The sequence below is a fragment of the Martinezella hainanensis genome, assembly GCF_900094555.1.
In the GTDB taxonomy this organism is placed as follows: Bacteria; Pseudomonadota; Alphaproteobacteria; order Rhizobiales; family Rhizobiaceae; genus Rhizobium; species Rhizobium hainanense.
Genome location: NZ_FMAC01000002.1, coordinates 755,941 through 779,781 on the forward strand (window position 1 = coordinate 755,941; position 23,841 = coordinate 779,781).

Annotated in this window: 24 protein-coding genes; 20 read left to right on the plus strand and 4 right to left on the minus strand. The window is 60.3% G+C overall.

Annotated elements, in window-relative coordinates:
• The first annotated feature begins 57 nt into the window (after nucleotides 1-57).
• The 12 genes from GA0061100_RS10125 (at nucleotide 58) to GA0061100_RS10180 (ending at nucleotide 9,919) form a co-directional block, all read left to right on the plus strand.
• On the plus strand, nucleotides 58-369 hold the full coding sequence (locus GA0061100_RS10125) for an FtsB family cell division protein (protein ID WP_047633302.1): 312 nt from the start codon (nucleotides 58-60) through the stop codon (nucleotides 367-369).
• A gap of 157 nt (nucleotides 370-526) precedes the next feature.
• Nucleotides 527-1,570, plus strand: coding sequence for a pyruvate dehydrogenase (acetyl-transferring) E1 component subunit alpha (gene pdhA, locus GA0061100_RS10130; RefSeq protein ID WP_075852522.1), 1,044 nt, complete (start codon nucleotides 527-529; stop codon nucleotides 1,568-1,570).
• A gap of 15 nt (nucleotides 1,571-1,585) precedes the next feature.
• Complete coding sequence (locus tag GA0061100_RS10135; RefSeq protein ID WP_075852523.1) at nucleotides 1,586-2,962, plus strand: pyruvate dehydrogenase complex E1 component subunit beta; 1,377 nt, start codon at nucleotides 1,586-1,588, stop codon at nucleotides 2,960-2,962.
• A 15-nt stretch (nucleotides 2,963-2,977) separates the two neighbouring features.
• Nucleotides 2,978-4,330, plus strand: a complete 1,353-nt coding sequence (locus GA0061100_RS10140; protein WP_075852524.1) for a pyruvate dehydrogenase complex dihydrolipoamide acetyltransferase — start codon at nucleotides 2,978-2,980, stop codon at nucleotides 4,328-4,330.
• 25 nt (nucleotides 4,331-4,355) lie between these two features.
• Entirely contained in the window at nucleotides 4,356-4,997 is a 642-nt protein-coding gene (locus tag GA0061100_RS10145; protein ID WP_075852525.1) for an SGNH/GDSL hydrolase family protein, read from the plus strand.
• A 52-nt stretch (nucleotides 4,998-5,049) separates the two neighbouring features.
• Nucleotides 5,050-6,495 carry a dihydrolipoyl dehydrogenase gene (lpdA, locus tag GA0061100_RS10150; protein WP_075852526.1) on the plus strand — a complete coding sequence of 482 codons (1,446 nt, stop codon included), beginning with the start codon at nucleotides 5,050-5,052 and terminating at the stop codon, nucleotides 6,493-6,495.
• A gap of 55 nt (nucleotides 6,496-6,550) precedes the next feature.
• A complete protein-coding gene (locus tag GA0061100_RS10155) occupies nucleotides 6,551-6,805 on the plus strand; it encodes a GlsB/YeaQ/YmgE family stress response membrane protein (protein ID WP_075852527.1) in 255 nt (84 codons plus the stop codon).
• A 34-nt stretch (nucleotides 6,806-6,839) separates the two neighbouring features.
• Entirely contained in the window at nucleotides 6,840-7,088 is a 249-nt protein-coding gene (locus tag GA0061100_RS10160) for a GlsB/YeaQ/YmgE family stress response membrane protein (protein WP_047633309.1), read from the plus strand.
• Between the two features lie 35 nt (nucleotides 7,089-7,123).
• On the plus strand, nucleotides 7,124-8,095 hold the full coding sequence (lipA, locus tag GA0061100_RS10165) for a lipoyl synthase (RefSeq protein WP_075852528.1): 972 nt from the start codon (nucleotides 7,124-7,126) through the stop codon (nucleotides 8,093-8,095).
• A gap of 155 nt (nucleotides 8,096-8,250) precedes the next feature.
• Nucleotides 8,251-8,844, plus strand: coding sequence for a P-loop NTPase family protein (locus GA0061100_RS10170; RefSeq protein WP_075852529.1), 594 nt, complete (start codon nucleotides 8,251-8,253; stop codon nucleotides 8,842-8,844).
• A gap of 52 nt (nucleotides 8,845-8,896) precedes the next feature.
• Nucleotides 8,897-9,463, plus strand: coding sequence for a P-loop NTPase family protein (locus GA0061100_RS10175; protein WP_075852530.1), 567 nt, complete (start codon nucleotides 8,897-8,899; stop codon nucleotides 9,461-9,463).
• A gap of 9 nt (nucleotides 9,464-9,472) precedes the next feature.
• Nucleotides 9,473-9,919 (plus strand): type II toxin-antitoxin system RatA family toxin, encoded by a 447-nt coding sequence (locus tag GA0061100_RS10180; protein WP_075852531.1) that lies wholly within the window; start codon nucleotides 9,473-9,475, stop codon nucleotides 9,917-9,919.
• Nucleotides 9,920-9,931: 12 nt separating this feature from the next.
• Here GA0061100_RS10180 and GA0061100_RS10185 read toward each other — a convergent pair whose 3' ends face one another.
• Nucleotides 9,932-10,426: a CinA family protein gene (locus tag GA0061100_RS10185; RefSeq protein ID WP_075852532.1), complete on the minus strand. Its 495-nt coding sequence runs from the start codon at nucleotides 10,424-10,426 to the stop codon at nucleotides 9,932-9,934.
• Complete coding sequence (locus GA0061100_RS10190) at nucleotides 10,426-11,646, minus strand: bifunctional 2-C-methyl-D-erythritol 4-phosphate cytidylyltransferase/2-C-methyl-D-erythritol 2,4-cyclodiphosphate synthase (protein WP_075852667.1); 1,221 nt, start codon at nucleotides 11,644-11,646, stop codon at nucleotides 10,426-10,428. Before GA0061100_RS10190 ends, GA0061100_RS10185 begins: the two co-directional genes overlap by 1 nt.
• Nucleotides 11,647-11,868: 222 nt before the next feature.
• Between GA0061100_RS10190 and dusB the strand changes: the two genes are divergently transcribed.
• The 8 genes from dusB to hflX all read left to right on the plus strand — a co-directional run bounded on the left by dusB (nucleotide 11,869) and on the right by hflX (nucleotide 22,103).
• A complete protein-coding gene (dusB, locus tag GA0061100_RS10195; RefSeq protein WP_075852533.1) occupies nucleotides 11,869-12,897 on the plus strand; it encodes a tRNA dihydrouridine synthase DusB in 1,029 nt (342 codons plus the stop codon).
• Complete coding sequence (locus GA0061100_RS10200; RefSeq protein ID WP_075852534.1) at nucleotides 12,894-14,051, plus strand: two-component system sensor histidine kinase NtrB; 1,158 nt, start codon at nucleotides 12,894-12,896, stop codon at nucleotides 14,049-14,051. The genes dusB and GA0061100_RS10200 overlap by 4 nt, the downstream gene beginning before the upstream one ends.
• Nucleotides 14,048-15,499: a nitrogen regulation protein NR(I) gene (ntrC, locus tag GA0061100_RS10205; protein WP_075852535.1), complete on the plus strand. Its 1,452-nt coding sequence runs from the start codon at nucleotides 14,048-14,050 to the stop codon at nucleotides 15,497-15,499. The genes GA0061100_RS10200 and ntrC overlap by 4 nt, the downstream gene beginning before the upstream one ends.
• A 284-nt stretch (nucleotides 15,500-15,783) precedes the next feature.
• Entirely contained in the window at nucleotides 15,784-18,057 is a 2,274-nt protein-coding gene (locus GA0061100_RS10210; protein ID WP_075852536.1) for a sensor histidine kinase NtrY-like, read from the plus strand.
• Complete coding sequence (gene ntrX, locus GA0061100_RS10215; RefSeq protein ID WP_075852537.1) at nucleotides 18,047-19,411, plus strand: nitrogen assimilation response regulator NtrX; 1,365 nt, start codon at nucleotides 18,047-18,049, stop codon at nucleotides 19,409-19,411. Before GA0061100_RS10210 ends, ntrX begins: the two co-directional genes overlap by 11 nt.
• Nucleotides 19,412-19,476: 65 nt before the next feature.
• Nucleotides 19,477-20,340, plus strand: coding sequence for a D-amino-acid transaminase (locus GA0061100_RS10220; protein ID WP_075852538.1), 864 nt, complete (start codon nucleotides 19,477-19,479; stop codon nucleotides 20,338-20,340).
• A gap of 107 nt (nucleotides 20,341-20,447) precedes the next feature.
• Nucleotides 20,448-20,690, plus strand: coding sequence for an RNA chaperone Hfq (gene hfq, locus GA0061100_RS10225; protein ID WP_003539403.1), 243 nt, complete (start codon nucleotides 20,448-20,450; stop codon nucleotides 20,688-20,690).
• 78 nt (nucleotides 20,691-20,768) lie between these two features.
• Entirely contained in the window at nucleotides 20,769-22,103 is a 1,335-nt protein-coding gene (hflX, locus tag GA0061100_RS10230; RefSeq protein ID WP_075852539.1) for a GTPase HflX, read from the plus strand.
• A gap of 108 nt (nucleotides 22,104-22,211) precedes the next feature.
• Here the strand turns inward: hflX and mazG are convergent, their stop codons facing one another.
• Together mazG and GA0061100_RS10240 are read right to left on the minus strand one after the other, a co-directional pair.
• On the minus strand, nucleotides 22,212-23,060 hold the full coding sequence (gene mazG / locus GA0061100_RS10235; protein ID WP_075852540.1) for a nucleoside triphosphate pyrophosphohydrolase: 849 nt from the start codon (nucleotides 23,058-23,060) through the stop codon (nucleotides 22,212-22,214).
• A 22-nt stretch (nucleotides 23,061-23,082) separates the two neighbouring features.
• A complete protein-coding gene (locus GA0061100_RS10240) occupies nucleotides 23,083-23,670 on the minus strand; it encodes a deaminase (protein ID WP_075852541.1) in 588 nt (195 codons plus the stop codon).
• Nucleotides 23,671-23,841 lie beyond the last annotated feature (171 nt).

Here is a 23,841-nt window from a genome sequence, read left to right on the forward strand (position 1 = left end):
TGCGGGCTGCATTGGCCTTGAACCGAGATCGCGTAAAGCCAGAGCGTTCGAGCGAGTATGTGGACAAAGTATCATAAGAAGAGAAGGTTCGGCCGTCTCATCCTTCCCGCCATCACCATCGCTTTTGTGAGCTACTTCGGTTATCATTGCATTCATGGCGATTACGGCCTGAAGGCAACCGAGGTTTTTGAGCAGCGCCGCATCGATCGCGCCAAGGAGCTGGCTGATCTTGTCGCCAAGCGCGAGCACCTTGAAAAGGAGGTTGCCTTGCTGAGCGATGGTTCCCTGGACAAGGATATGCTCGACCAATATGCGCGCTATCAGCTGACCTATTCCAAGGCGAACGAGATCGTCATCTTCAATAAATAGCCATAATTAACCGAATTTCGGTTAATCGAATTTTTGCGAGTTATATCAATAGCTTGCAATGAATATGAGCCATGCAATTATAGCATTGCTGTGGCGAACAATCTTGCCTATGTTACGCCTCACCACAAAACGAGGCTACTCACACAGGGAGGGTTGTATGGCGCCGCGAAAAAACGCGACCGTTTCCAGCCGTAAGACAGCATCAAGGCCTGCCAAGGAAACCAATGGCGGCCCGATCGCAGATTTCGATCGTGATGCGGAGCTCAAGGCTTATCGTGAGATGCTCCTGATCCGCCGTTTCGAAGAGAAGGCCGGCCAGCTTTACGGCATGGGCTTCATCGGCGGTTTCTGTCACCTTTATATCGGCCAGGAAGCAGTCGTCGTCGGCATGCAGCTGGCGCTGAAGGATGGCGACCAGGTCATCACCGGTTATCGCGACCACGGCCACATGCTGGCAACCGGCATGAGCGCACGTGGCGTCATGGCTGAGCTCACCGGACGCCAGGGCGGCTATTCCCGAGGGAAGGGCGGCTCCATGCACATGTTCTCCAAGGAAAAGAATTTCTACGGCGGTCACGGCATCGTCGGCGCTCAGGTCTCGCTCGGCACCGGTCTTGGTTTCGCCAACTGGTATCGCGGCAACGACAATGTCAGCGTTGCTTATTTCGGTGACGGCGCCGCCAACCAGGGCCAGGTCTACGAAAGCTTCAACATGGCGCAGCTCTGGAAGCTGCCGGTTATCTTCGTGATCGAAAACAACCGCTACGCCATGGGTACGTCGACCGCTCGCGCCACTGCGCAGGCCGATTTCTCCAAGCGCGGCGCCTCCTTCGGCATTCCCGGCCTCCAGGTCGACGGCATGGATGTTCGCGCCGTCAAGGCCGCGGCTGACGAAGCCGTTGCGCATTGCCGTTCCGGCAAAGGCCCGATCATCCTGGAAATGCTGACCTACCGCTACCGTGGTCACTCCATGTCCGACCCGGCGAAGTACCGCTCCAAGGACGAAGTGCAGAAGATGCGCTCCGAGCATGACCCGATCGAGCAGGTTCGTGCCCGCCTTATCGAAAAGGGCTGGGCGACCGAAGACGATCTGAAGGATATCGACAAGGATGTCCGCGAAATCGTAGCCGACAGCGCCGATTTTGCCCAGAACGATCCGGAGCCGGATGCATCCGAGCTCTACACCGACATTCTGCTCTAATCGGGGAGGGACACTATGCCCATCGACATTCTCATGCCCGCCCTTTCTCCGACGATGGAAGAGGGTACCCTTTCGAAATGGCTCAAGAAGGAAGGCGACAAGGTCGTTTCCGGTGACGTCATTGCCGAAATCGAAACCGACAAGGCCACCATGGAAGTGGAAGCCGTCGACGAGGGCACGATCGGCAAGTTGCTGATCGACGCCGGCACCGAAGGCGTCAAGGTCAATACCAAGATCGCCATCCTGCTGCAGGACGGTGAATCCGCAGACGCTATTTCCTCTGCCAAGGCTGCACCTGCCGCCGAGCCGGCAAAGACCGAAGCTGCCGCTCCGGCGCCGGCTGCCGCATCGGTCCCGGCTCAGCCGAAGGTTGCCGCCGCCGCCGATCCGGAAATTCCGGCCGGCACGGAAATGGTGTCGATGACAGTGCGTGAAGCACTGCGCGACGCAATGGCCGAAGAAATGCGCGCCAACGCGGATGTCTTCGTCATGGGTGAAGAAGTCGCGGAATACCAGGGCGCCTACAAGGTCACCCAGGGGCTGTTGCAGGAATTCGGCGACCGCCGCGTCATCGACACCCCGATCACCGAGCATGGCTTTGCCGGTATCGGCGTCGGCGCTGCGATGGCCGGCCTTCGCCCGATCGTCGAGTTCATGACCTTCAACTTCGCCATGCAGGCGATCGACCAGATCATCAACTCCGCCGCCAAGACGCTCTACATGTCCGGCGGCCAGATGGGCGCTCCGATCGTGTTCCGCGGTCCGAATGGCGCTGCTGCCCGCGTCGGCGCCCAGCACAGCCAGGATTACGCCGCTTGGTATAGCCATATTCCGGGCCTCAAGGTCGTCATGCCTTACACGGCAGCCGACGCCAAGGGCCTGCTCAAGGCTGCCATCCGCGATCCGAACCCGGTCATCTTCCTTGAGAACGAAATCCTCTACGGTCAGCACTTCGATGTGCCGAAGCTTGATAACTTCGTTCTGCCGATCGGCAAGGCCCGTATTCACCGTCCGGGCAAGGACGTCACGGTCGTCTCCTTCGGCATCGGCATGACCTATGCCACCAAGGCCGTCGCCGAGCTGGAAGCCCAGGGCATCGATGTCGAACTTATCGACCTGCGCACCATCCGCCCGATGGATCTTCCGACGATCATCGAATCGGTCAAGAAGACCGGCCGCCTGGTCACCGTCGAGGAAGGCTACCCGCAGTCCTCCGTCGGCACGGAAATCGCCACCCGCGTCATGCAGCAGGCCTTCGACTATCTCGATGCGCCGATCCTGACGATCGCTGGCAAGGACGTACCCATGCCATACGCCGCCAACCTCGAAAAGCTGGCGCTCCCGAGCGTCGCCGAAGTGGTCGATGCGGTGAAGGCCGTTTGCTACAAGTAAGGGGAGGGCTCATCGATGCCTATCAACATCACCATGCCTGCCCTCTCGCCGACCATGGAAGAGGGCAACCTCGCCAAGTGGCTGGTCAAGGAAGGCGACAAGATCAAGTCCGGCGATGTCATCGCCGAGATCGAGACTGACAAGGCAACGATGGAAGTCGAGGCTGTCGATGAGGGCACGGTCGCCAAGATCGTCGTTCCCGCCGGCACCGAAGGCGTGAAGGTCAATGCCCTGATCGCCGTGCTTGCTGCCGATGGCGAAGATGTCGCGGCTGCAGCTTCCGGCGCTGGCGCCGGTGCTGCTCCGGCCGCCAAGGAAGCTCCGAAGGCGGAAGCCGCTCCCGCGGCAGCTTCGGCTCCGGCAAGCGTTTCGGCTCCTGCGCCTGCACCCGTTGCATCGGCTTCGGCAGCAAACGACGGTCATCGCACCTTCGCTTCGCCGCTTGCACGCCGTCTGGCCAAGGAAGCCGGCATCGATGTGGCGGCGGTTTCCGGCACTGGCCCGCATGGCCGTGTCATCAAGAAGGACGTCGAAGCTGCGGTTTCCGGCGGCACCGCAAAGGCTGCTCCGGCAGCGGCACCTGCCGCTCAGCCGGCCGCTGCTGCTGCTCCGGCCGCACCGAAGGGCATGTCCGACGATGCTGTTCTGAAGCTGTTCGAGCAGGGTTCCTACGAGCTCGTGCCGCATGACGGCATGCGCAAGACCATTGCCAAGCGCCTGCAGGAATCCAAGCAGACGATCCCGCACTTCTACGTTTCGGTCGATTGCGAACTCGACGCGCTTCTGGCGCTCCGCACGCAGCTCAACGATTCCGCTCCGAAGTCGAAGGATGGTGTTCCGGCCTACAAGCTCTCGGTCAACGACATGGTCATCAAGGCCCTGGCGCTGGCGCTGCGCGACGTTCCGGATGCCAACGTCTCCTGGACCGACAGCGCCATGGTCAAGCACAAGCATGCCGATGTCGGCGTCGCCGTCTCCATTCCGGGCGGCCTGATCACGCCGATCATCCGCAGCGCCGAGCAGAAGACGCTCTCGACCATCTCCAACGAGATGAAGGACTACGGCAAGCGCGCCAAGGAGCGCAAGCTGAAGCCTGAGGAGTACCAGGGCGGTACGACTGCCGTGTCGAACATGGGCATGATGGGCGTCAAGAACTTCGCCGCCGTCGTCAACCCCCCGCATGCGACCATCCTGGCCGTCGGCGCGGGCGAGCAGCGTGTCATCGTCAAGAAGGGTGAAATGGTGATTGCCAACGTGATGACCGTCACGCTGTCGACCGACCATCGTGCCGTCGATGGTGCGCTCGGCGCCGAGCTTCTGGCGGCCTTCAAGGGCTACATCGAAAATCCGATGGGGATGCTCGTCTGAGCCTTGTTCTGACACGGAGGCATGAATGACCAAGACTGTTCTGTGTTATGGCGACTCGCTGACATGGGGCTACAGTGCCGAAACGGTCGGCCGTCATGCCTATGAAGATCGGTGGCCGAGCGTGCTGCAAAAGGCGCTCGGCAACCAGGTACGCATCATCCCGGAAGGGCTGAACGGCCGCACGACCGCTTTCGACGATCATCTCGCCGATTGCGATCGCAACGGCGCGAGGATCTTGCCGACGATTCTGCAGAGCCACAATCCGCTCGATCTCGTCATCATCATGCTCGGCACCAACGACATGAAGCCGGTTGTCGCCGGTTCGGCCTTCGCCGCTCTGCAGGGTATCAGCCGGCTGGTTCAGCTCGTGCGCAATCATGCCTGGGGGTTCGACTACGAGGTGCCCGATATCCTCATCGTCGCCCCGCCTGCAATCACCGAGACGGCCAATGCCGCCTTTGCGGCCAGCTTTCTCGGCGCAATCAAGGAATCGGCCAAGCTGCCGACGCTCTATGGCGATCTGGCGGATGAACTCGGATGCGGCTTTTTCGATGCCAATACGGTCGCCGTCACCACGCCGCTCGATGGCGTTCATCTCGATGCGGAAAACACCCGGGCGCTCGGTCGCGGCCTCGAGCCGATCGTGCGGATGATGCTCGGTCTCTGATAAATTCAAGGCGCCGGCTCTGATCCGCCGCCAGCAATAAGGCAGGAAACACATGGCTGAGAATTACGACGTCATTATCATCGGCTCCGGTCCGGGCGGTTATGTCGCCGCCGTGCGCGCCGGCCAGCTTGGCCTGAAGACCGCGATCGTCGAGCGCGAACACCTGGGCGGCATCTGCCTCAACTGGGGCTGCATTCCCACTAAGGCACTGCTCCGTTCAGCCGAAATTCTCGATCATTCCAACCATCTGAAGGATTACGGCCTCGTTCTCGAAGGCAAGGTGAGCGCGGATGTGAAGGCAGTGGTCGCCCGCTCGCGCGGCGTCTCCGCCCGCCTCAACCAGGGCGTCGGCTTCCTGATGAAGAAGAACAAGGTCGATGTGATCTGGGGCGAAGCCAAGATCACCAAGCCCGGCGAGATCGTCGTCGGCAAGTCGACGAAGCCCGTCGTCGAGCCGCAGCATCCGTTGCCGAAGAACGTCAAGGGCGAAGGCACTTATACCGCCAAGCACATCATCGTCGCGACCGGCGCCCGCCCGCGTGCGCTGCCGGGCATCGAGCCGGACGGCAAGCTGATCTGGACCTATTTCGAAGCGCTGAAGCCGGACTTCCTGCCGAAGTCGCTGCTCGTGATGGGCTCTGGTGCTATCGGCATCGAATTCGCAAGCTTCTATCGCTCGATGGGCGTCGATGTCACCGTCGTCGAAGTCATGCCGACCATCATGCCCGTCGAAGACGCCGAAATCTCCGGTATCGCCCGCAAGCAGCTCGAGAAGCGCGGCCTGAAGATCTTCACCAAGGCGAAGGTCACGAAGGTCGACAAGGCCGCCAATTCGATCACCGCCCATGTCGAAACCGAAGACGGCAAGGTTCAGCAGATCGTTGCCGACCGCATGATCTCCGCCGTCGGCGTGCAGGGCAATATCGAGAACCTCGGCCTTGAGGCACTGGGCGTGAAGACCGATCGCGGCTGCGTGGTCATCGACGGCTACGGCAAGACGAATGTTCCTGGCATCTATGCGATCGGCGACGTCGCCGGCCCGCCGATGCTGGCGCACAAGGCCGAGCACGAAGGGGTCGTCTGCATCGAAAAGATCGCCGGCCTGCCGAACGTCCATCCGACCGACAAGAGCAAGGTTCCGGGCTGCACCTATTGCCAGCCGCAGGTCGCTTCCGTCGGCCTCACTGAAGCCAAGGCCAAGGAACTCGGCCGCGACATCCGCGTCGGCCGTTTCTCCTTCGTTGCCAACGGCAAGGCGATTGCGCTCGGCGAAGATCAGGGTCTCTGCAAGGTCATATTCGACAAGAAGACCGGCGAGCTCCTCGGCGCGCATATGGTCGGCGCCGAAGTGACCGAACTCATCCAGGGCTTCGTCGTTGCGATGAACCTGGAGACGACGGAAGAAGAACTGATGCACACGATCTTCCCGCATCCGACCGTTTCGGAAACGATGAAGGAAGCCGTGCTGGACGCCTACGGCCGGGTGCTGAACGCTTGATAATTTCCTGCCATGCCCTTTATCCAGGGGGTGGAAAACAGGAAAGGAAATCAACATGTCTATCACGACGGAAGGTTGGATCGTCTTTCTTCTCATCGGGCTGGTCGCGGGTTTTCTCGCCAGCCTGATCGTTGGTGGAGGCGGGCTCATCAGTTGTCTGGTGAGCGGCGTGATCGGCGCTTTCGTGGGTGGTTTCCTGTTTCATTATTTTGGGATTTCGCTCGGCATTCAAAATGCGCTGGTCGTGGAGATCATCCATGCCACGGTCGGCGCGATCATCGTGGTGTTGTTGGCGAGATTGATCGCTTAGGGCACCTCAGCAATAGGCCTGAAACGAGGGTTTGATGGAAAGTGTCGGTTGGTTGGGTCTGATCATCATCGGCGGTCTTGCGGGCTGGCTCGCGGGCAAGCTGATGGACGCGCGCTACGGGATCATCCTGAACATCATCCTCGGTATCGCCGGCTCGGTGGTCGCTGCGGGGCTCATGACAGCCCTGCATGTCGGCATACCCGGCGGCCGGCTCGGCTTTTTCATCACCGGTTTCATCGGTGCATGTATTCTGATATTCCTCGCCAAATTCGCTCGGCGATGAAGGGCCGCATCTGAGCGGCGGAAAGTAGACGTTTCATGGTCACCATTCTCGACACGATCAACCCGGACGCCAAGCGCGTGCGACACCCGGAAAAGGCCCATCGGCCTGATACGGAAGTCCTGCGCAAGCCGGATTGGATCCGTGTGAAGGCGCCGACATCGAAGGGTTACGCCGAAACCCGCTCGATCGTGAAGGAGCACAAGCTCGTCACGGTCTGCGAGGAGGCCGGCTGCCCGAATATCGGCGAGTGCTGGGACAAGAAGCACGCCACCTTCATGATCATGGGCGAGATCTGTACCCGCGCCTGCGCCTTCTGCAACGTCGCGACCGGCAAGCCGAATGCGCTCGACATGGCCGAGCCGGAGAATGTCGCCAAGGCTGTCAAGGAGATGGGCCTCAGCCACGTCGTCATCACCTCGGTCGACCGCGATGATCTGGAAGATGGCGGCGCCGAGCACTTCGAGAAAGTGATCTGGGCGATCCGCGCCGCTTCGCCGGCAACGACGATCGAGATCCTCACGCCGGACTTCCTGAAGAAGCCGGGCGCCCTGGAGCGCGTCGTTGCCGCAAAGCCCGACGTCTTCAATCACAATCTGGAAACCGTGCCCGGCAACTACCTGAAGGTTCGCCCCGGCGCGCGTTATTTCCATTCCGTTCGTCTGCTGCAGCGGGTCAAGGAACTCGATCCCACGATGTTCACCAAGTCGGGCATCATGGTCGGCCTCGGCGAGGAGCGCAACGAAGTGCTTCAGTTGATGGACGACCTGCGCACCGCCGACGTCGACTTCCTCACCATCGGTCAGTATCTGCAGCCGACGCGCAAGCACCATCAGGTGATGAGCTTCGTCACGCCGGAAGAGTTCAAGTCCTACGAGACCGTGGCTTACACCAAGGGCTTCCTGATGGTCGCCTCGAGCCCGCTGACGCGCTCGTCGCATCACGCCGGCGATGATTTCGAGCGGCTTCGTGCTGCCCGCGAAAAGAAGCTGCTGCTGGCCGCCGAATAAGCGCACCAGGATTACATTCTGTCATCCGAACGAGCCGCGGCGATTGTGCCGCGGTTTTTTTGTTCTGTCATTCATTTGTCATCGACCCGGCCTAAGCAACGCGCCGCCGTTTGTCACCGGTATCGGCGCTTAAGATTCGATCATGGAGCTGGACCGTGGAGCAGACTATCGCGCCGCTGGCGCTTTTGCGTGCCGTCGATACCGAAGCGGCGGCCGATCATATCCGCAGGGCGAACCGAATCCTCGTCATGGGCTGCTCCGGCGGCGGCAAATCGACCCTGTCGCAGAAGATAGCTGCCCGTTTCGGCCTCACCTATGTCTCGATCGATCGCGACGTTTTGTGGCTGCCGGGCTGGGTTCAGCGCGACAAGCTCGAGCAGCGTGCCATCATCGCTGCCAAGGTGCAGGGGGAGCGATGGATCATGGACGGGACCAACCCCTCCACATTCGACATACGCCTGCCGTGTACGGATTTCGTCATCTGGGTTCGAATGCCCCGCCTGCTATGCATCTGGGGCGCGATCTCTCGCTGGATCAAATGGATGGGCCGCACGCGCCCGGAAATGGCGCCAGGCTGCATCGAGAAGATTGACTGGGAATTCTTGCGCTTCATCTGGACATTCGAGGGGAAGTTTACGCCAAGAGTTCTGGCCGGCCTCGCACAGCATGGGCCTGACGTGCCTGTCCTCCAATTGACCAGTCGCCGGCAAATGAGCGAATTGCTCGATTTGCTCGCGAAATCGGCATAGTCGCTTCCAGACATTCAAATTATTGTGCTCATTCGGTTGCCGGAGGTGACATATGCAGGAATTGAGCAGCATAGCCGAGGGCGCGGCCCATCTTAGGGCGGCCGATCGTATCCTTGTCATGGGCTGTTCCGGCGGCGGCAAGTCGACATTGGCGCAGAAGATCGTTGCTTTTCTGGATTTGCCCTATGTCTCCATGGATCGGGAGTTTTTCTGGCTGCCGGGCTGGGTGAAAAGAGACAAGACCGAGGAACGGGCTCTTATTGCAGCGAAGGTCGCCGAGGATCGCTGGCTGATTGATGGAACAGGGCCATCCACCTTCGATCTCAGATTGCCGCGCACCGAGCTCGTGCTTTGGGTGCGCATGCCGCGCTGGATCTGCATATGGGGCGCTTTATCGAGAGCGTTGCGATGGCTGGGACGGTCGCGCCCCGATATGGCGCCAGGGTGCCCCGAACGCATCGATTGGGAGTTTCTGCGCTACATATGGGATTGGGAGCAGAAATTTGCGCCGAAGGTTCTGGCAGGCCTAGCACAGCATGGCCCGGATGTCCCCGTTTTGCAGCTGAAATCCCGCGGCGAAATGCGTCAGCTTCTTGATCTTCTTGGCTGTCCTGCTTAATTGCGGCTCATGCCTCAGTTCGAAACCCATCGCCCCGTTCCCCATTCGCCCGATCAGATGTTCGACCTCGTCGCCGATGTGGAGCGTTATCCGGAATTCCTGCCGCTTTGCGAGGCGCTCACGGTCCGCAGCCGCAAGGAGCGCGACGGCAAGGTCTTGCTCGTTGCCGACATGACCGTCGGTTACAAGGCGATCCGCGAGACCTTCACGACGCAGGTGCTGCTGAACAAGGCGGAGCGCGCCATCGACGTCAAGTACATTGACGGTCCATTCAAATATCTCGACAATCGCTGGCGCTTTACGCCGTCGGACAATGGCGGCAGCGTCATTGATTTCTTCATCGATTACGAATTCAAGAGCCGCATTCTCGGCGCTCTGATGGGATCGATGTTCGATCGGGCCTTCCGCATGTTTACGGATGCCTTCGAAACACGCGCGAGCAAGATCTATGCTTGAAGCTACGCTCGGTTACTGACCGAGCGTGACGAGCATCTCCAGCGCCGTATTCAAGGTGGCGAGCCGAACCTTGTCGCGGCCGATATCGCCATAGCGCATTTCGTGATGGATGAGGCCGCCGCTGCGCGCCTTGGCGGCGAGGTGGACGAGGCCTACCGGCTTTTCCGCGGAGCCGCCGCCAGGGCCGGCGATACCCGTTACCGCCACGGCGAAATCGGCCCGGGAGCGGAAGAGGGCGCCATGCACCATCTGCAGCGCCGTTTCCTTCGAGACAGCACCGAACTGCGCCAGCGTCTGCTCCTGCACGCCGAGCATCTCCATCTTGGCGGTATTGGTGTAGGTGACGAAACCGCGATCGACGACGGCGGAGGAGCCGGGGATCTCTGTCAGCGCGCCGGCGATCAATCCGCCGGTGCAGGATTCGGCTGTCGCGACCATCCAGCCCCTGGCCGTGAAGTCTGTGACGATCTTTTGCGCGAGCGCGAGAATCTCCTCCGGAAAATGCATTATGCCTTGCCTCCGCGATAGACGACGGTCGCCGTCGCGATCGCCGCGATGCCTTCGCGGCGACCGACGAAGCCGATCTTCTCGTTTGTGGTTGCCTTGACCGAACAGCGATCGATGCTGATGCCGAGAAACTCCGATAGTCTTGCGCGCATGACGTCGCGATGCGGCCCGACTTTCGGAGCTTCGGCGATCAGCGAGACATCCGCATTCATGATGGTGCCGCCGCGCTCGCGCACGATCTTTGCAGCGTGCTCGATGAAGATACGGGAAGGGGCGCCCTTCCATTGCGGATCGGAGGGCGGGAAATGATCGCCGATATCGCCGGCGCCGCAGGTGGCAAGCAAGGCATCCGTCAGGGCATGCAGGGCGACATCGGCGTCCGAATGCCCCTTCAGCTTCTGGTCGTGCGGAATGAAGACGCCGCAAAGGGTAACGCCATCGCCCGGCTCCAGCTGATGCACGTCATAGCCATTGCCGGTGCGCACATCGGGCAGCAACCCGGCACTGAGCTTTTCATCGGCCATGGCAATATCCCTCTTGATCGTCAGTTTTACGTTGTCCGCACTGCCCGTCACCAATGTCACAGGCAGGCCGCACCATTCCGCAATCGCCGCATCGTCGGTGAAATCAACCTTGCCGTCGGCTTCGGCTTTCTCATGTGCGGCGAGAATGTCGACGAAGCGGAAGGATTGCGGTGTCTGCGCGGCGTGAAGGCCGGCGCGAGGCACGGTATCGACGACCAGGCCGTTTGCGTCGCCGCGTTTCAGCGTGTCGGTGACGGGCATGGCAGGCAACACGGCCGGCGCACCCTCAGCCAATGCTATGGCAACACGATCCAGCAGATCATGGTCGAAGAAGGGGCGAACGGCGTCATGGATCATGACATGCGTCACGCCGCTTGCCTTCAGGTGCCGAAGGCCCGCAAGCACGGATTGCTGGCGTGTCGCACCACCGAAGGCGATCTCAACCTCGGGTAGGCCGTCAACCTGCTCCAGCGCCGCCCGCAACAGCTTTTCGTCATCGCGATGGATGACGACGACGATCTTGGATGCCTGTGGCCATGTCACGAATCTTTCAAGCGTATGCGCAATAACCGCTCTGCCGCCGATCGGGCGATATTGCTTGGGGCCTTCTTCGGGAGAGCCTGCCCTTTCGCCACGCCCGGCGGCAACGATGACGATTCCCACCGACAGCGGTTGCTTTGAATGCATTTGCGTCATAAACCCCCGAAGGATGAAAGGCTCGGTCTGCGGCATGGCTTTGAAAAGCGTAGAGCTTTCCTTTGAACAAGCACATGCTAAATAGATCGCCAAAACGGGATCCTGCTTCAGCAGGGTCTATCGCCTCAACTGAGTATTTTCCAGCATCTGCCCAAAAAATATCGGGATTCTTCGAAACCCCTTGGCAAACTTTCAAAGCGTGTCTAAAAATAGTGCAGATGTATGGTGTGCCCGAAAGATAATCATTTGCTTTCTCCCAAGCTTGCAGCTCCATTTTCCATCGGTTCCGTGCCTATCCGAAATCGCGTGATCCTTGCACCGATGTCGGGCGTGACCGATCTTCCTTTCCGGCAGCTCGCATTACGCTACGGTGCCGGCCTAGTCGTCACGGAAATGGTCGCCAGTCGCGAGCTTGTGCAGGATACGGCCGAGTCCTGGGCGCGGTTGAAGAGTGCCGGGTTGAGGCCGCATATGGTGCAGCTTGCCGGCCGTGAAGCGCATTGGATGGCCGAGGCGGCCAAGATCGCTGCCGATAACGGCGCCGATATCATCGATATCAACATGGGATGTCCCGCCAAGAAGGTGATCGGCGGTTATTCCGGCTCGGCGCTGATGCGCGATCCGGATCATGCGCTGACCTTGATCGAGGCGACCGTCCGCGCGGTGAACATCCCCGTGACGCTGAAGATGCGGCTTGGCTGGGACGAAAACTCCATCAACGCGCCTGATATCGCGCGCCGAGCCGAAGAGGCCGGCATTCAGCTCGTCACCATTCATGGCCGCACGCGCATGCAATTCTACGAGGGCAGGGCGGATTGGGATGCGATCCGCGCCGTACGCGATGTCGTCTCCATCCCGCTTGTCGCCAATGGCGATGTCGAAACGGCTGAGGACGCTGAGGAAATCCTGCGTCGCTCCGGCGCCGACGCCGTCATGATCGGCCGTGGCTGCCAGGGCCGTCCGTGGCATGCGGGCGTGATCGCCGGCCATCGCGAGCCAAATCATCAGGAGATCGTCGAAATCGCCATCGAGCACTATCGCATGATGCTGGAATTTTACGGCGAAGCCGTCGGCGTTCGCCACGCCCGCAAGCATCTCGCCTGGTATCTCGATCGTTATGCGCCGGCAACGACAGGTGCGGACAAGGCGAAAATCATGACGTCGAAAGAAAGCGGTGAAGTGGCTGCATCCTTCCATGCCGCGCTGCAGGCTGGCGCCGATCTCGCCCATTGCGTTCAGGAGGCTGCATGACTTCGAAATCCAGCTCCGGCGCCGGTGACACCCCGGCCAACTCCGTGGCCATGGCCGTTCTCAACGCGATCCAGAACCCTGTCGTCATGGTCGATGAGGCCGGCCTTATCGCTTTCGCCAATTGGGAGGCGGAAGCCTTCTTCGGCGCTAGCGCCTCGCACCTGTCCCGCTACAAGATTTCCACCTTCATACCGTTCGGCAGCCCCTTGCTCGCCTTGATCGATCAGGTGCGCGAGCGCCGCGCGCCCGTCAACGAATACCGTGTCGATCTGAGCTCGCCACGACTGGGACAGGATAAGCTGGTGGACATCTATGTCGCGCCGGTTTCCAGCGCGCCCGGTTCGGTCGTGGTGGTGTTCCAGGAGCGCTCCATGGCGGACAAGATCGACCGGCAGCTGACGCATCGCGCCGCGGCCCGTTCGGTCACCGGCCTTGCCTCCATGCTGGCGCACGAGATCAAGAACCCACTCTCGGGCATTCGCGGTGCCGCGCAGCTGCTTGAGCAATCGGTCGAGGACGACGACCGCGCGTTGACGCGCCTTATCTGCGACGAGACCGACCGCATCGTCTCGCTGGTCGACCGTATGGAGGTTTTCTCCGACGAGCGGCCGGTCGATCGCGTTCCTGTCAATATCCATTCCGTGCTCGATCATGTGAAGGCAATCGCCAAGGCCGGCTTTGCCCGCAACATCAAGATTTCCGAGAATTACGACCCGTCGCTGCCGGCGGTTTTCGCAAACCGGGACCAGCTCGTACAGGTCTTCCTCAATCTGGTGAAGAACGCCGCCGAAGCGGTCGGCGATCGTCAGGATGGTGAGATCATGCTGACAACGGCCTATCGCCCCGGCATTAGGCTCTCGGTTGCCGGTACGCGGGAGAAGATATCGCTGCCGCTGGAATTCTGTGTCATCGACAACGGCCCCGGCGTGCCGGCCGATCTCGTGCCGCATCTCTTCGATCCGTTCATCACCACCAAGACGAACGGGACCGGCCTCGGCCTTGCGCTGGTCGCCAAGATCATCGGCGACCACGGCGGCATCGTCGAATGCGACAGCCAGAACCATCGCACCACTTTCCGCGTTTTGATGCCTGCTTCCAAGGGCATCACCTCAGAAGATGCCCCACTTCCGAACTCTACAGGGACTACTCGATGACAGCCACGATCCTTGTCGCCGATGACGATGCGGCCATCCGCACCGTGCTCAACCAGGCTTTGAGCCGCGCGGGTTACGATGTCCGCATCACGTCGAACGCCGCCACGCTCTGGCGTTGGGTTTCGGCCGGCGAAGGCGACCTTGTCGTAACCGACGTCGTAATGCCCGACGAAAACGCATTTGACCTGCTGCCGCGCATCAAGAAGGCGAGACCGGATCTGCCTGTTCTGGTCATGAGCGCGCAGAACACCTTCATGACGGCGATCAAGGCATCGGAAAAGGGCGCTTACGACTATCTCCCGAAGCCCTTCGACCTGACCGAGCTGATCGCCATCGTCGGTCGCGCTCTGTCCGAACCGAAGCGTAAGCCGGCAAAGATCGATGACGACATGCAGGACGGCATGCCGCTTGTCGGCCGGTCCGCCGCCATGCAGGAAATCTACCGCGTGCTCGCGCGCCTGATGCAGACCGATCTGACGCTGATGATCACCGGCGAATCCGGCACCGGCAAGGAGCTGGTGGCGCGCGCCCTGCATGACTACGGCAAGCGCCGCAACGGTCCGTTCGTGGCGATCAACATGGCCGCGATCCCGCGCGATCTGATCGAATCCGAACTGTTCGGCCACGAGAAGGGCGCCTTCACCGGCGCTCAGACCCGCTCGACCGGCCGCTTCGAACAGGCCGAGGGTGGCACGCTGTTCTTGGATGAAATCGGCGACATGCCGATGGACGCGCAGACGCGCCTGCTGCGCGTGCTGCAGCAGGGCGAATATACGACCGTCGGCGGCCGCACGCCGATCCGCACCGACGTCCGCATCGTCGCCGCCACCAACAAGGATCTGAAGCAGGCGATCAATCAGGGCCTGTTCCGCGAGGATCTCTATTACCGCCTCAACGTCGTGCCGTTGCGCCTGCCGCCGCTGCGTGACCGCGCCGAGGATATTCCGGATCTGGTGCGCCATTTCATCCAGCAGGCCGAGAAAGAAGGTTTGGGTTCCAAGCGCTTCGATCAGGAAGCACTTGAGCTGATGAAGGCCTATCCCTGGCCCGGCAACGTCCGCGAACTGGAAAATCTCATCCGCCGGCTGATGGCGCTTTATCCGCAGGATGTCATCACCAAGGAAATCATCGACGCGGAACTGCGCGCCGATGTGCCCGACAGCCCGATCGAGAAGGGTCCGGTTCGCACTGGCACGATGACCATCGCCCAGGCGGTGGAAGAGAACATGCGGACCTATTTCTCAAGCTTTGGTGAGAACCTGCCGCCCCCAGGTCTCTATGACCGCGTGTTAACTGAAATGGAATACCCGCTGATTCTCGCCGCCCTGACCGCCACGCGTGGCAATCAGATCAAGGCGGCCGATCTTTTGGGCCTGAATCGCAATACGCTGCGCAAAAAGATCAGAGAACTGGGTGTTTCGGTTTACAGAAGCTCGCGCACGGCTTGACAACACAATCCGATGCGTTGCATTTTCGCCACAATGCGTTGCTTAAAGGTCACGCAGCAGATTCGTCGTTTTTGCGGTGGCGATTCATCTGACCCACTCTCGTCAGAATGAGAGTTCGTCTGATTTTTCAACTTGTTGCAAAAGTGACATGAAGTAAAGGTTTCGCTTCTGTGCGAAACCGGACGACAGTTCACGCCTCTGCCTGTCGCTCGCATGAATGCCAACTAGGGCCATGCGATTTGACCAGGGCGCCGACCGTCGCTCGGGCGTGGAGATTGATGGGAATGATGCAGGACGCGGTGTCGCCGGCGGCGAGCGACGAGGCGGTCGTCAAAGTGACGGACCGTCGTGCTTCCTTTGCCCTACCTGGTCTGATCTTGGCCGGCGGCGCTCTTCTGTGCGCCATCGCGACCTTGTTGATGCTTCTCGGGCTGACGCCGATCGCACCCACCTCGTCAGTCGTCTTTACCTCGGTCGTTATCAACGGCCTGTTCGTGCTGGGGCTGATCGCTCTGATTGCCCGCGAGGTGGCGCGGCTGATGAAGGCGCGCAGCCGCGGGCGTGCGGCAGCCCGCCTGCATATCCGTATCGTCGTTCTTTTCTCGATCGTTGCGATCACACCGGCGATTCTCGTGGCCATCGTTGCCAGTCTGACGCTCAATGTCGGTCTTGATCGCTGGTTCGGTGTGCGAACTCAGCAGATCATCAGCTCTTCGCAAAATGTTGCACAAGCCTATTTGATGGAAAATGCGAGCTACCTGCAGGGTCAGACCGTCTCGATGGCGAACGATCTGGAGCGCAACCGCTCGCTCTTCAACCTCGATCGCACCGGTTTTGCCGATCTGATGACCCGGCAGGCGCGCGGACGCGGCTTGCTGGGCGCCTTCCTCGTGCGCCGCGACGGTACCGCCATCGTCCAGGCCGAGATCAAGACCGAACGCCCGCTACCGGCCATTCCGAAGGATGCGCTCGATTCCTCGGCCAATGGTCAGCCGACGCTCATCCCGCCCGGTGTGACCAACCTCGTCGGCGCGGTCATCAAGTTGGACGAGCTTCCAGGTTCGTTTCTCTATACCGTGCGTGCGGTCGATCCGCGCGTCATGAACGCCATGCGGATGGTGGAAGACAACACCGTCGAATACAAGGCGATGGAAGCTGGGCGCATGTCGCTGCAGATCGCGTTCGCCGTCCTCTATATCGGCTTCGCCCTCATCGTGCTGTTGGCCGCGATCTGGACCGCGATTGCGATTGCTGACCGTATCGTGCGGCCGATCCGCCTTCTCATCAGTGCCGCAGACAATGTTGCCTCGGGCAATATGAACGTGCTGGTGCCCGTACGCTCGGCCGATGGCGACGTCGGCAGCCTGTCGCGCACCTTCAACAAGATGATCTCGGAAATCCGCACGCAGCGAGACGAAATTCTGGAAGCGAAGGATGAGGTCGACGACCGTCGCCGCTTCATCGAAGCCGTGCTCTCAGGTGTGACGGCAGCCGTGATCGGCGTCGAGCACGATCGGCGCATCACCATCGTCAACACCTCGGCCGAAGACCTGCTGACACTGAAGAGCGACGAGCTCATCGGTAAGAATCTGTCGGATATGGCCCCCGAGGTCGATCAGGTTGTCACAGAAGCGACGACACGCCATCGCAGCGATTTTCGCAAGCAGATCAGTCTCGTTCGCGGCGGAACTGTGCGTACGCTGAGCGTCCAGGTGACGCGCGAGGAATCGCGCGACGCCAATGAATCCTATGTCATCACGCTCGATGACATCACCGATCTCGTCATCGCGCAGCGCTCGACGGCCTGGGCCGACGTTGCGCGCCGCATCGCGCACGAGATCAAGAACCCGTTGACGCCGATCCAGCTGTCGGCCGAGCGCATCCGCCGCCGCTTCGGCAAGAATATCGCCGATGCCGACCGTCCGGTCTTCGACCAGTGCACGGATACGATCATTCGGCAGGTAGGCGATATCGGCCGCATGGTCGATGAGTTCTCCTCCTTTGCCCGCATGCCGAAGCCGACCATGGAGCCGACCGATCTGCGCGATATTCTGCGCGATGCCGTGTTCCTGCGCGAAATGGGCAACAATCACGTCAAATTCGAGCGTGAGCTGGGCGACGAACGGCTGGAGGGCATGTTCGATGCGCGAATGCTTGGCCAGGCCTTCGGCAATCTGATCAAGAATGCCGTCGAGGCGATCGAGGGCGTACCGAGCGATCAGGCGCGCGAGCAGCCGAAGATCCTGGTGCGTTCGTCCCTGGACCCGGACCGCGATCGCTTTACTGTCGATGTCATCGACAACGGCCGCGGCCTGCCGGTCGAGAACCGGCACAGCATTCTCGAACCCTATATGACGATGCGCGAAAAGGGCACGGGCCTCGGGCTCGCCATCGTCAAGAAGATCATTGAAGACCATGGCGGGCAGATCGAACTCCACGACGCGCCGGCCGATTTCGACCAGGGCAGGGGGGCCATGATCCGCGTGCATCTGCCGCGCCGTGAGCAGGCCGCCGTCGCCCAGACAGCAAGTGACAAGGAAAGCGTCTATGGCATCTGACATTCTCGTGGTGGACGACGAGGAAGACATTCGCGAAATCGTTTCGGGAATTCTTTCGGATGAAGGGCACGAAACCCGAACCGCACATGACAGCGATAGTGCGCTTGCCGCGATTTCCGACCGCGCGCCACGGCTGATCTTCCTCGATATCTGGATGCAGGGCAGCAAGCTCGACGGTCTTGCGCTGCTCGACGAGATCAAGGCGCGCCATCCGGAGCTGCCCGTGGTCATGATTTCGGGTCATGGCAATATCGAGACGGCCGTCTCCGCCATCAAGCGCGGCGCCTTCGATTTCATCGAGAAGCCCTTCAAGGCGGATCGATTGATCCTCATTGCCGAGCGTGCTTTGGAAAACTCGAAGCTCAAGCGCGAGGTTTCCGAGCTGAAGCGCCGTACCGGCGATGCTGTCGAGCTGATCGGCACGTCGGTCGCCGTTTCGCAGCTGCGCCAGACGATCGACAAGGTTTCGCCGACCAACAGCCGCGTGATGATTTTTGGCCCATCCGGTTCCGGCAAGGAACTGGTGGCCCGCATGATCCACAAGAAGTCGACGCGTGCCAACGGTCCCTTCGTGGCGCTGAATGCGGCGACCATCACGCCGGAGCGCATGGAAATCGCTCTGTTTGGCACGGAGGGCTCGCCGGGACAGGCGCGCAAGATCGGCGCTTTGGAAGAGGCCCATCGCGGTATCCTCTATCTCGACGAAGTCGGCGAAATGCCGCGCGAAACGCAGAACAAGATTCTCCGCGTGCTTGTCGATCAGCAGTTCGAGCGCGTCGGCGGTTCCAAGCGCGTCAAGGTGGATGTGCGTATTATCTCGTCCACGGCCTATAATCTCGAGAGCCGCATTGCCGAAGGTCTGTTCCGGGAGGATCTTTACCACCGCCTCGCTGTCGTGCCTGTCCGCGTGCCGGCTCTTGCCGAGCGCCGGGAAGATATCCCTTTCCTCGTCGACCAGCTGATGCGCCAGATTTCTGAACAGGCCGGCATTCGCCCTCGTCGGATCGGCGATGACGCTATGGCCGTGCTGCAGGCACATGACTGGCCCGGCAACATCCGCCAGCTGCGCAACAACATCGAGCGGCTGATGATCCTGGCGCGCTCCGATGGTGCGGACACGCCGATCACGGCGGAAATGCTGCCGACCGACCTCGGCGACATGCTGCCGAAGGTCTCCGCCAAGAACGACTATCACATCATGACGCTGCCGCTGCGCGAAGCACGTGAAATGTTCGAGCGCGATTATCTCATCGCCCAGATCAACCGTTTTGGCGGCAATATCTCGCGCACGGCGGAATTTGTCGGCATGGAGCGTTCCGCGCTGCATCGCAAGCTGAAGTCGTTGGGCGTCTGATCAGTCGCCCGACTTTCAAACATCCCCGACTTTTAAACGTCAAAGAATTCGGATCAGGGGCTTCCATGCCGAGAATAGCTTATGTCAACGGCCGTTACGTCAGGCACAGCGATGCCATGGTGCATATCGAAGATCGCGGCTATCAGTTTGCTGATGGCGTCTATGAGGTGTGCGAGGTTCGTCACGGCGTGATCGTCGACATGACGCGCCATCTCGATCGCCTCAACCGGTCGCTGAGCGAGCTTCGCATTGCCTGGCCGATGACGCGCCAGGCCTTGATTCTGGTGATTCGCGAGACGCTGCGTCGCAATCACGTCCGCAATGGCCTGTTCTACCTGCAGGTAACGCGCGGCGTGGCCCGGCGCGATCACGTCTTTCCGCCTGATGGCACGCCGTCTTCGATCGTCGTGACCGCCAAGAGTACCGATCAGTCGGTGATTGCCAAGAAGAATGCCAATGGCATCAAGGCAATCACCGTTCGCGATAACCGCTGGGACCGGGTGGATATCAAGTCGGTCGGCCTGCTTGCGAATGCGATGGCCCGCCAGCAGGCCAAGGAAGCCGGCGCGCAGGAAGCGATCTATATCGACCATAACGGCATGGTGAAGGAAGGGGCCGCCACCAATGTCTGGATCGTCGATCATGATGGAAACCTCGTCACTCGCCCCGCCGAGCACGGCATCCTTCGCGGCATCACGCGAACGACTCTGATGGACGTCGCAGCCAAGCTTGAAGTGACGATTGTCGAGCGATTCTTCTCGGTCGAAGAGATGATGAAGGCCCGTGAAGTCTTCATAACAGCGGCGACAAGTATCTGTTTTCCGGTCGTTTCTATCGACGGCGAGACGATTGCCAATGGTCATCCGGGCAGCATGTCACAGAAAATTCGTGAAGCCTTTTTCGACGTTGCGGAAAAGACTGCGATTTGATACCAACATTCGCTGGGGGGAGAGAATGAGGGTATCTCCTGTCCGGGACCTCTGTATATCATGACATTTAACCGACCTCGGTCGGCAAAAAAGAAAGAAGCGGCGCGATGGCGGAACGTTCTCAGAACTTGCAGGACCTATTTCTCAATACTGTTCGCAAGCAAAAGATTTCACTGACAATTTTCTTGATTAACGGTGTGAAGCTCACGGGTGTCGTAACCTCCTTCGACAATTTCTGTGTCCTGCTCCGCCGTGATGGCCATTCGCAGCTCGTCTACAAGCACGCGATCTCGACGATCATGCCGGGTCAGCCGATGCAGATGTTCGAGAGCGAAGAAGCCGCTTCCTAACCGGGACTTGCTACTATCACGACACGCGATACCAAAAATGATTCCCTCATCCCGGAGACCGTAAAGCACCGGGATGATATGCGCGCAGTTGTCGTCGTGCCTGTGCTAAAACAGGCGCGCGCCGCGCGTTCCGCCCAGGCCGACAGTGCCATCTCCGTTTCGCGCCCGCCCGAAAGCCGGCTGGAAGAGGCCAAGGGCCTCGCACTCGCCATCGATCTCGATGTCGTCAATGGCTCCATCGTCCCGATCAACGATCCGCGACCGGCAACGCTGCTCGGAACCGGCAAGATCGAAGAGATTCACGCGCTGCTTGACGAGTTCAACGCCGGCCTCGTCATCGTCGATCATCCGTTGACGCCGGTACAGCAGCGCAATCTCGAGAAGGCATGGAACGCCAAGGTCATCGACCGCACGGGCCTCATCCTCGAAATCTTCGGCCGCCGCGCCTCCACCAAGGAAGGCACGCTGCAGGTCGAGCTTGCGCATCTGAACTATCAGAAGGGCCGGCTGGTCCGAAGCTGGACCCACCTTGAACGCCAGCGCGGCGGCGCTGGCTTTATGGGCGGCCCGGGTGAAACCCAGATCGAAGCCGACCGGCGCATGCTGCAGGAACGGATAATCCGGCTGGAGCGCGAGCTGGAGCAGGTGGTCCGCACTCGCCAGCTTCATCGCGCCAAGCGCCGGAAGGTGCCGCATCCGATCGTGGCTCTCGTCGGCTATACCAACGCCGGCAAGTCGACGCTGTTCAACCGTATCACCGGCGCCGGCGTGCTGGCGGAAGACATGCTGTTTGCAACGCTCGATCCGACGCTGCGGCGCATGAAGCTGCCGCATGGCCGCACCGTCATCCTCTCCGACACCGTCGGCTTTATCTCCGATCTTCCGACTCACCTGGTGGCCGCTTTCAGAGCGACGCTCGAAGAAGTGTTGGAAGCCGATCTCATCCTGCATGTGCGCGATCTCTCGGATGATGACAATCAGGCTCAGAGTGCCGATGTCATGCGCATTCTCGGCGATCTCGGCATCGGTGAGGCCGAAGGTGCGGAGCGCATCCTCGAGGTCTGGAACAAGATCGATCGGCTCGAGCCGGAAGCGCATGACGCCATCGTGCAGAAGGCATCGACCACCGAGAACGTCATTGCCGTCTCTGCGATGAGCGGTGAGGGCGTCGATCGCCTGATGGACGAAATCAGTCGCCGCCTGTCCGGCGTGCTCACGGAAACGACGATCACGCTTCCTGTCGAAAAGCTGGCGCTGCTGCCTTGGCTCTACAATCATGCCATCGTCGATAACCGTGAAGATAATGAGGACGGCACCGTGACGCTCGACGTCCGGTTGACCGAAACCGAGGCGGCTGAGCTGGAGCGGCGCATGGGTAATGGTCCCAAACCGCAGCGCGAGGATTGGGAATAGGCGGCATTCCGCATGTCGCGCAAAAGTGTGAAGCGGTTTTGCAATAACGACATGCGAAAGACCCGAGCCAGAAGCGCAAGAAGCGAATCCGAAGGATCGCGGCGCGCTTCAGGCCGTTTTCACGCCTGCGAGTTGCCGCTCTATCGCTTTTGCCAACTGCCAGATCTCTTCCATCCGCTCCAGCGAGGCGCCTTCCAGCGTCTCGCCTTCCGCATCGAGCGTCGTTTCGATGTGATGGAAGCGGCGGCGGAACTTCGTATTCGTGCCGCGTAGGGCTTGTTCCGGATCGGTATTCACATGCCGTCCGATATTGACGACGGCAAAGATCAGGTCGCCGAGTTCGTCGCTGACCTTGGCCTTGTCGCCGCTTGCGAGCGCTGCCCGCAATTCGCCGATCTCCTCCTCGATCTTGTCGAGGATGGGCTCCGGTGCCGACCAGTCGAAGCCGACCTTGGCGGCCCGCTCCTGCAGTTTCAACGCTTCCGTCAGGGCAGGGAACGTCCGCTGCACCGAGCCCAGGAAGCCGGCCTTGAAATCCTCCGTGATACCGCTCTTGGCACGACGTTCGGCCCGCTCCCGCTTCTCCTCGGCCTTGATCCTATCCCATTGCAGCGTCACCGCGTCCTCGGTCTTCGCATCGGAGACGGCAAAGACATGCGGATGGCGGCGGATCATCTTGCGGGTGATGGCGTGCACGACGTCACCAAAGGAAAATGCGCCGGCCTCCTCGGCGATCCGGGCATGGAATACGACCTGCAGCAGGAGATCGCCGAGCTCGTCGCAGAGATCGTCGTTATCCTTCCGCTCGATCGCATCCGCCACTTCGTAGGCTTCTTCGATGGTATAGGGCTTGATGGTTTCGAAGGTCTGGACGATATCCCATGGGCAGCCGCTCTCGGGATTTCGCAGCGCCGCCATGATGTCGATCAGGCCGGAAATGTCTCGCGATGCTTCCATCATTGCCTCGGGTCTTGCTCTGTCAATTCAAGGGGATGTCGTTGTCGCTCTTAGACGCCTGGTAGCTGTCGGACAATCCGGCATAGGCTGCCTTGATGCGCGCTGTCTGGTCCTTCAACTCGCCCTTGCGCGGATCATCTTCCGTCTCTACGAGGTCAGAGATGGCAAAGCTGTTCCAGAAAGCGTTTTGGCGGCGATAACCACCAGGTTCCAGGCCGAAGACTTCCTTCAGAATCTTGAGATCATGCGGGATCGCGAAGGCGTCGCGAGAGTCCTCGTGGCTGAAGAAATAATAGAAATTGTCGAACCCGGCCCAGGTGATCGCCGACATGCACATGGTGCAGGGCTCATGGGTGGACAGGAAGATCAGATCCTTGGTCACGGGCTTTTCGCCGAGCTCGTAGAAGCGCTTGAGGGCATGGACTTCGCCGTGCCAGAGCGGGTTCTCCAACTCATTGTTCGTTTCAGCGATGACGAGCGAAAGGTCGGATTTGCGCAGGATGGCCGCGCCGAACACCTTGTTGCCGGCCGCCACGCCCTTGCGGGTCAGGGGCAGGATGTCGTGCTCCACGACGTCAAGAAGGCGGGCTGCGATGCTATTGTCGGACAAGGATTTCCTCCAGGAATTTCGGCTATAGTCTATCGGCATTGCCCACTCGACGGAATGCGCAAATGACGTATGGACCGCATTTGTCACAGGCAATAAAATCACCGCAGACGTCAGTCAATGATAAAAGTCTATAGATTTCCTATATTTATCTCGATCTGCTCGTCTGGTGAG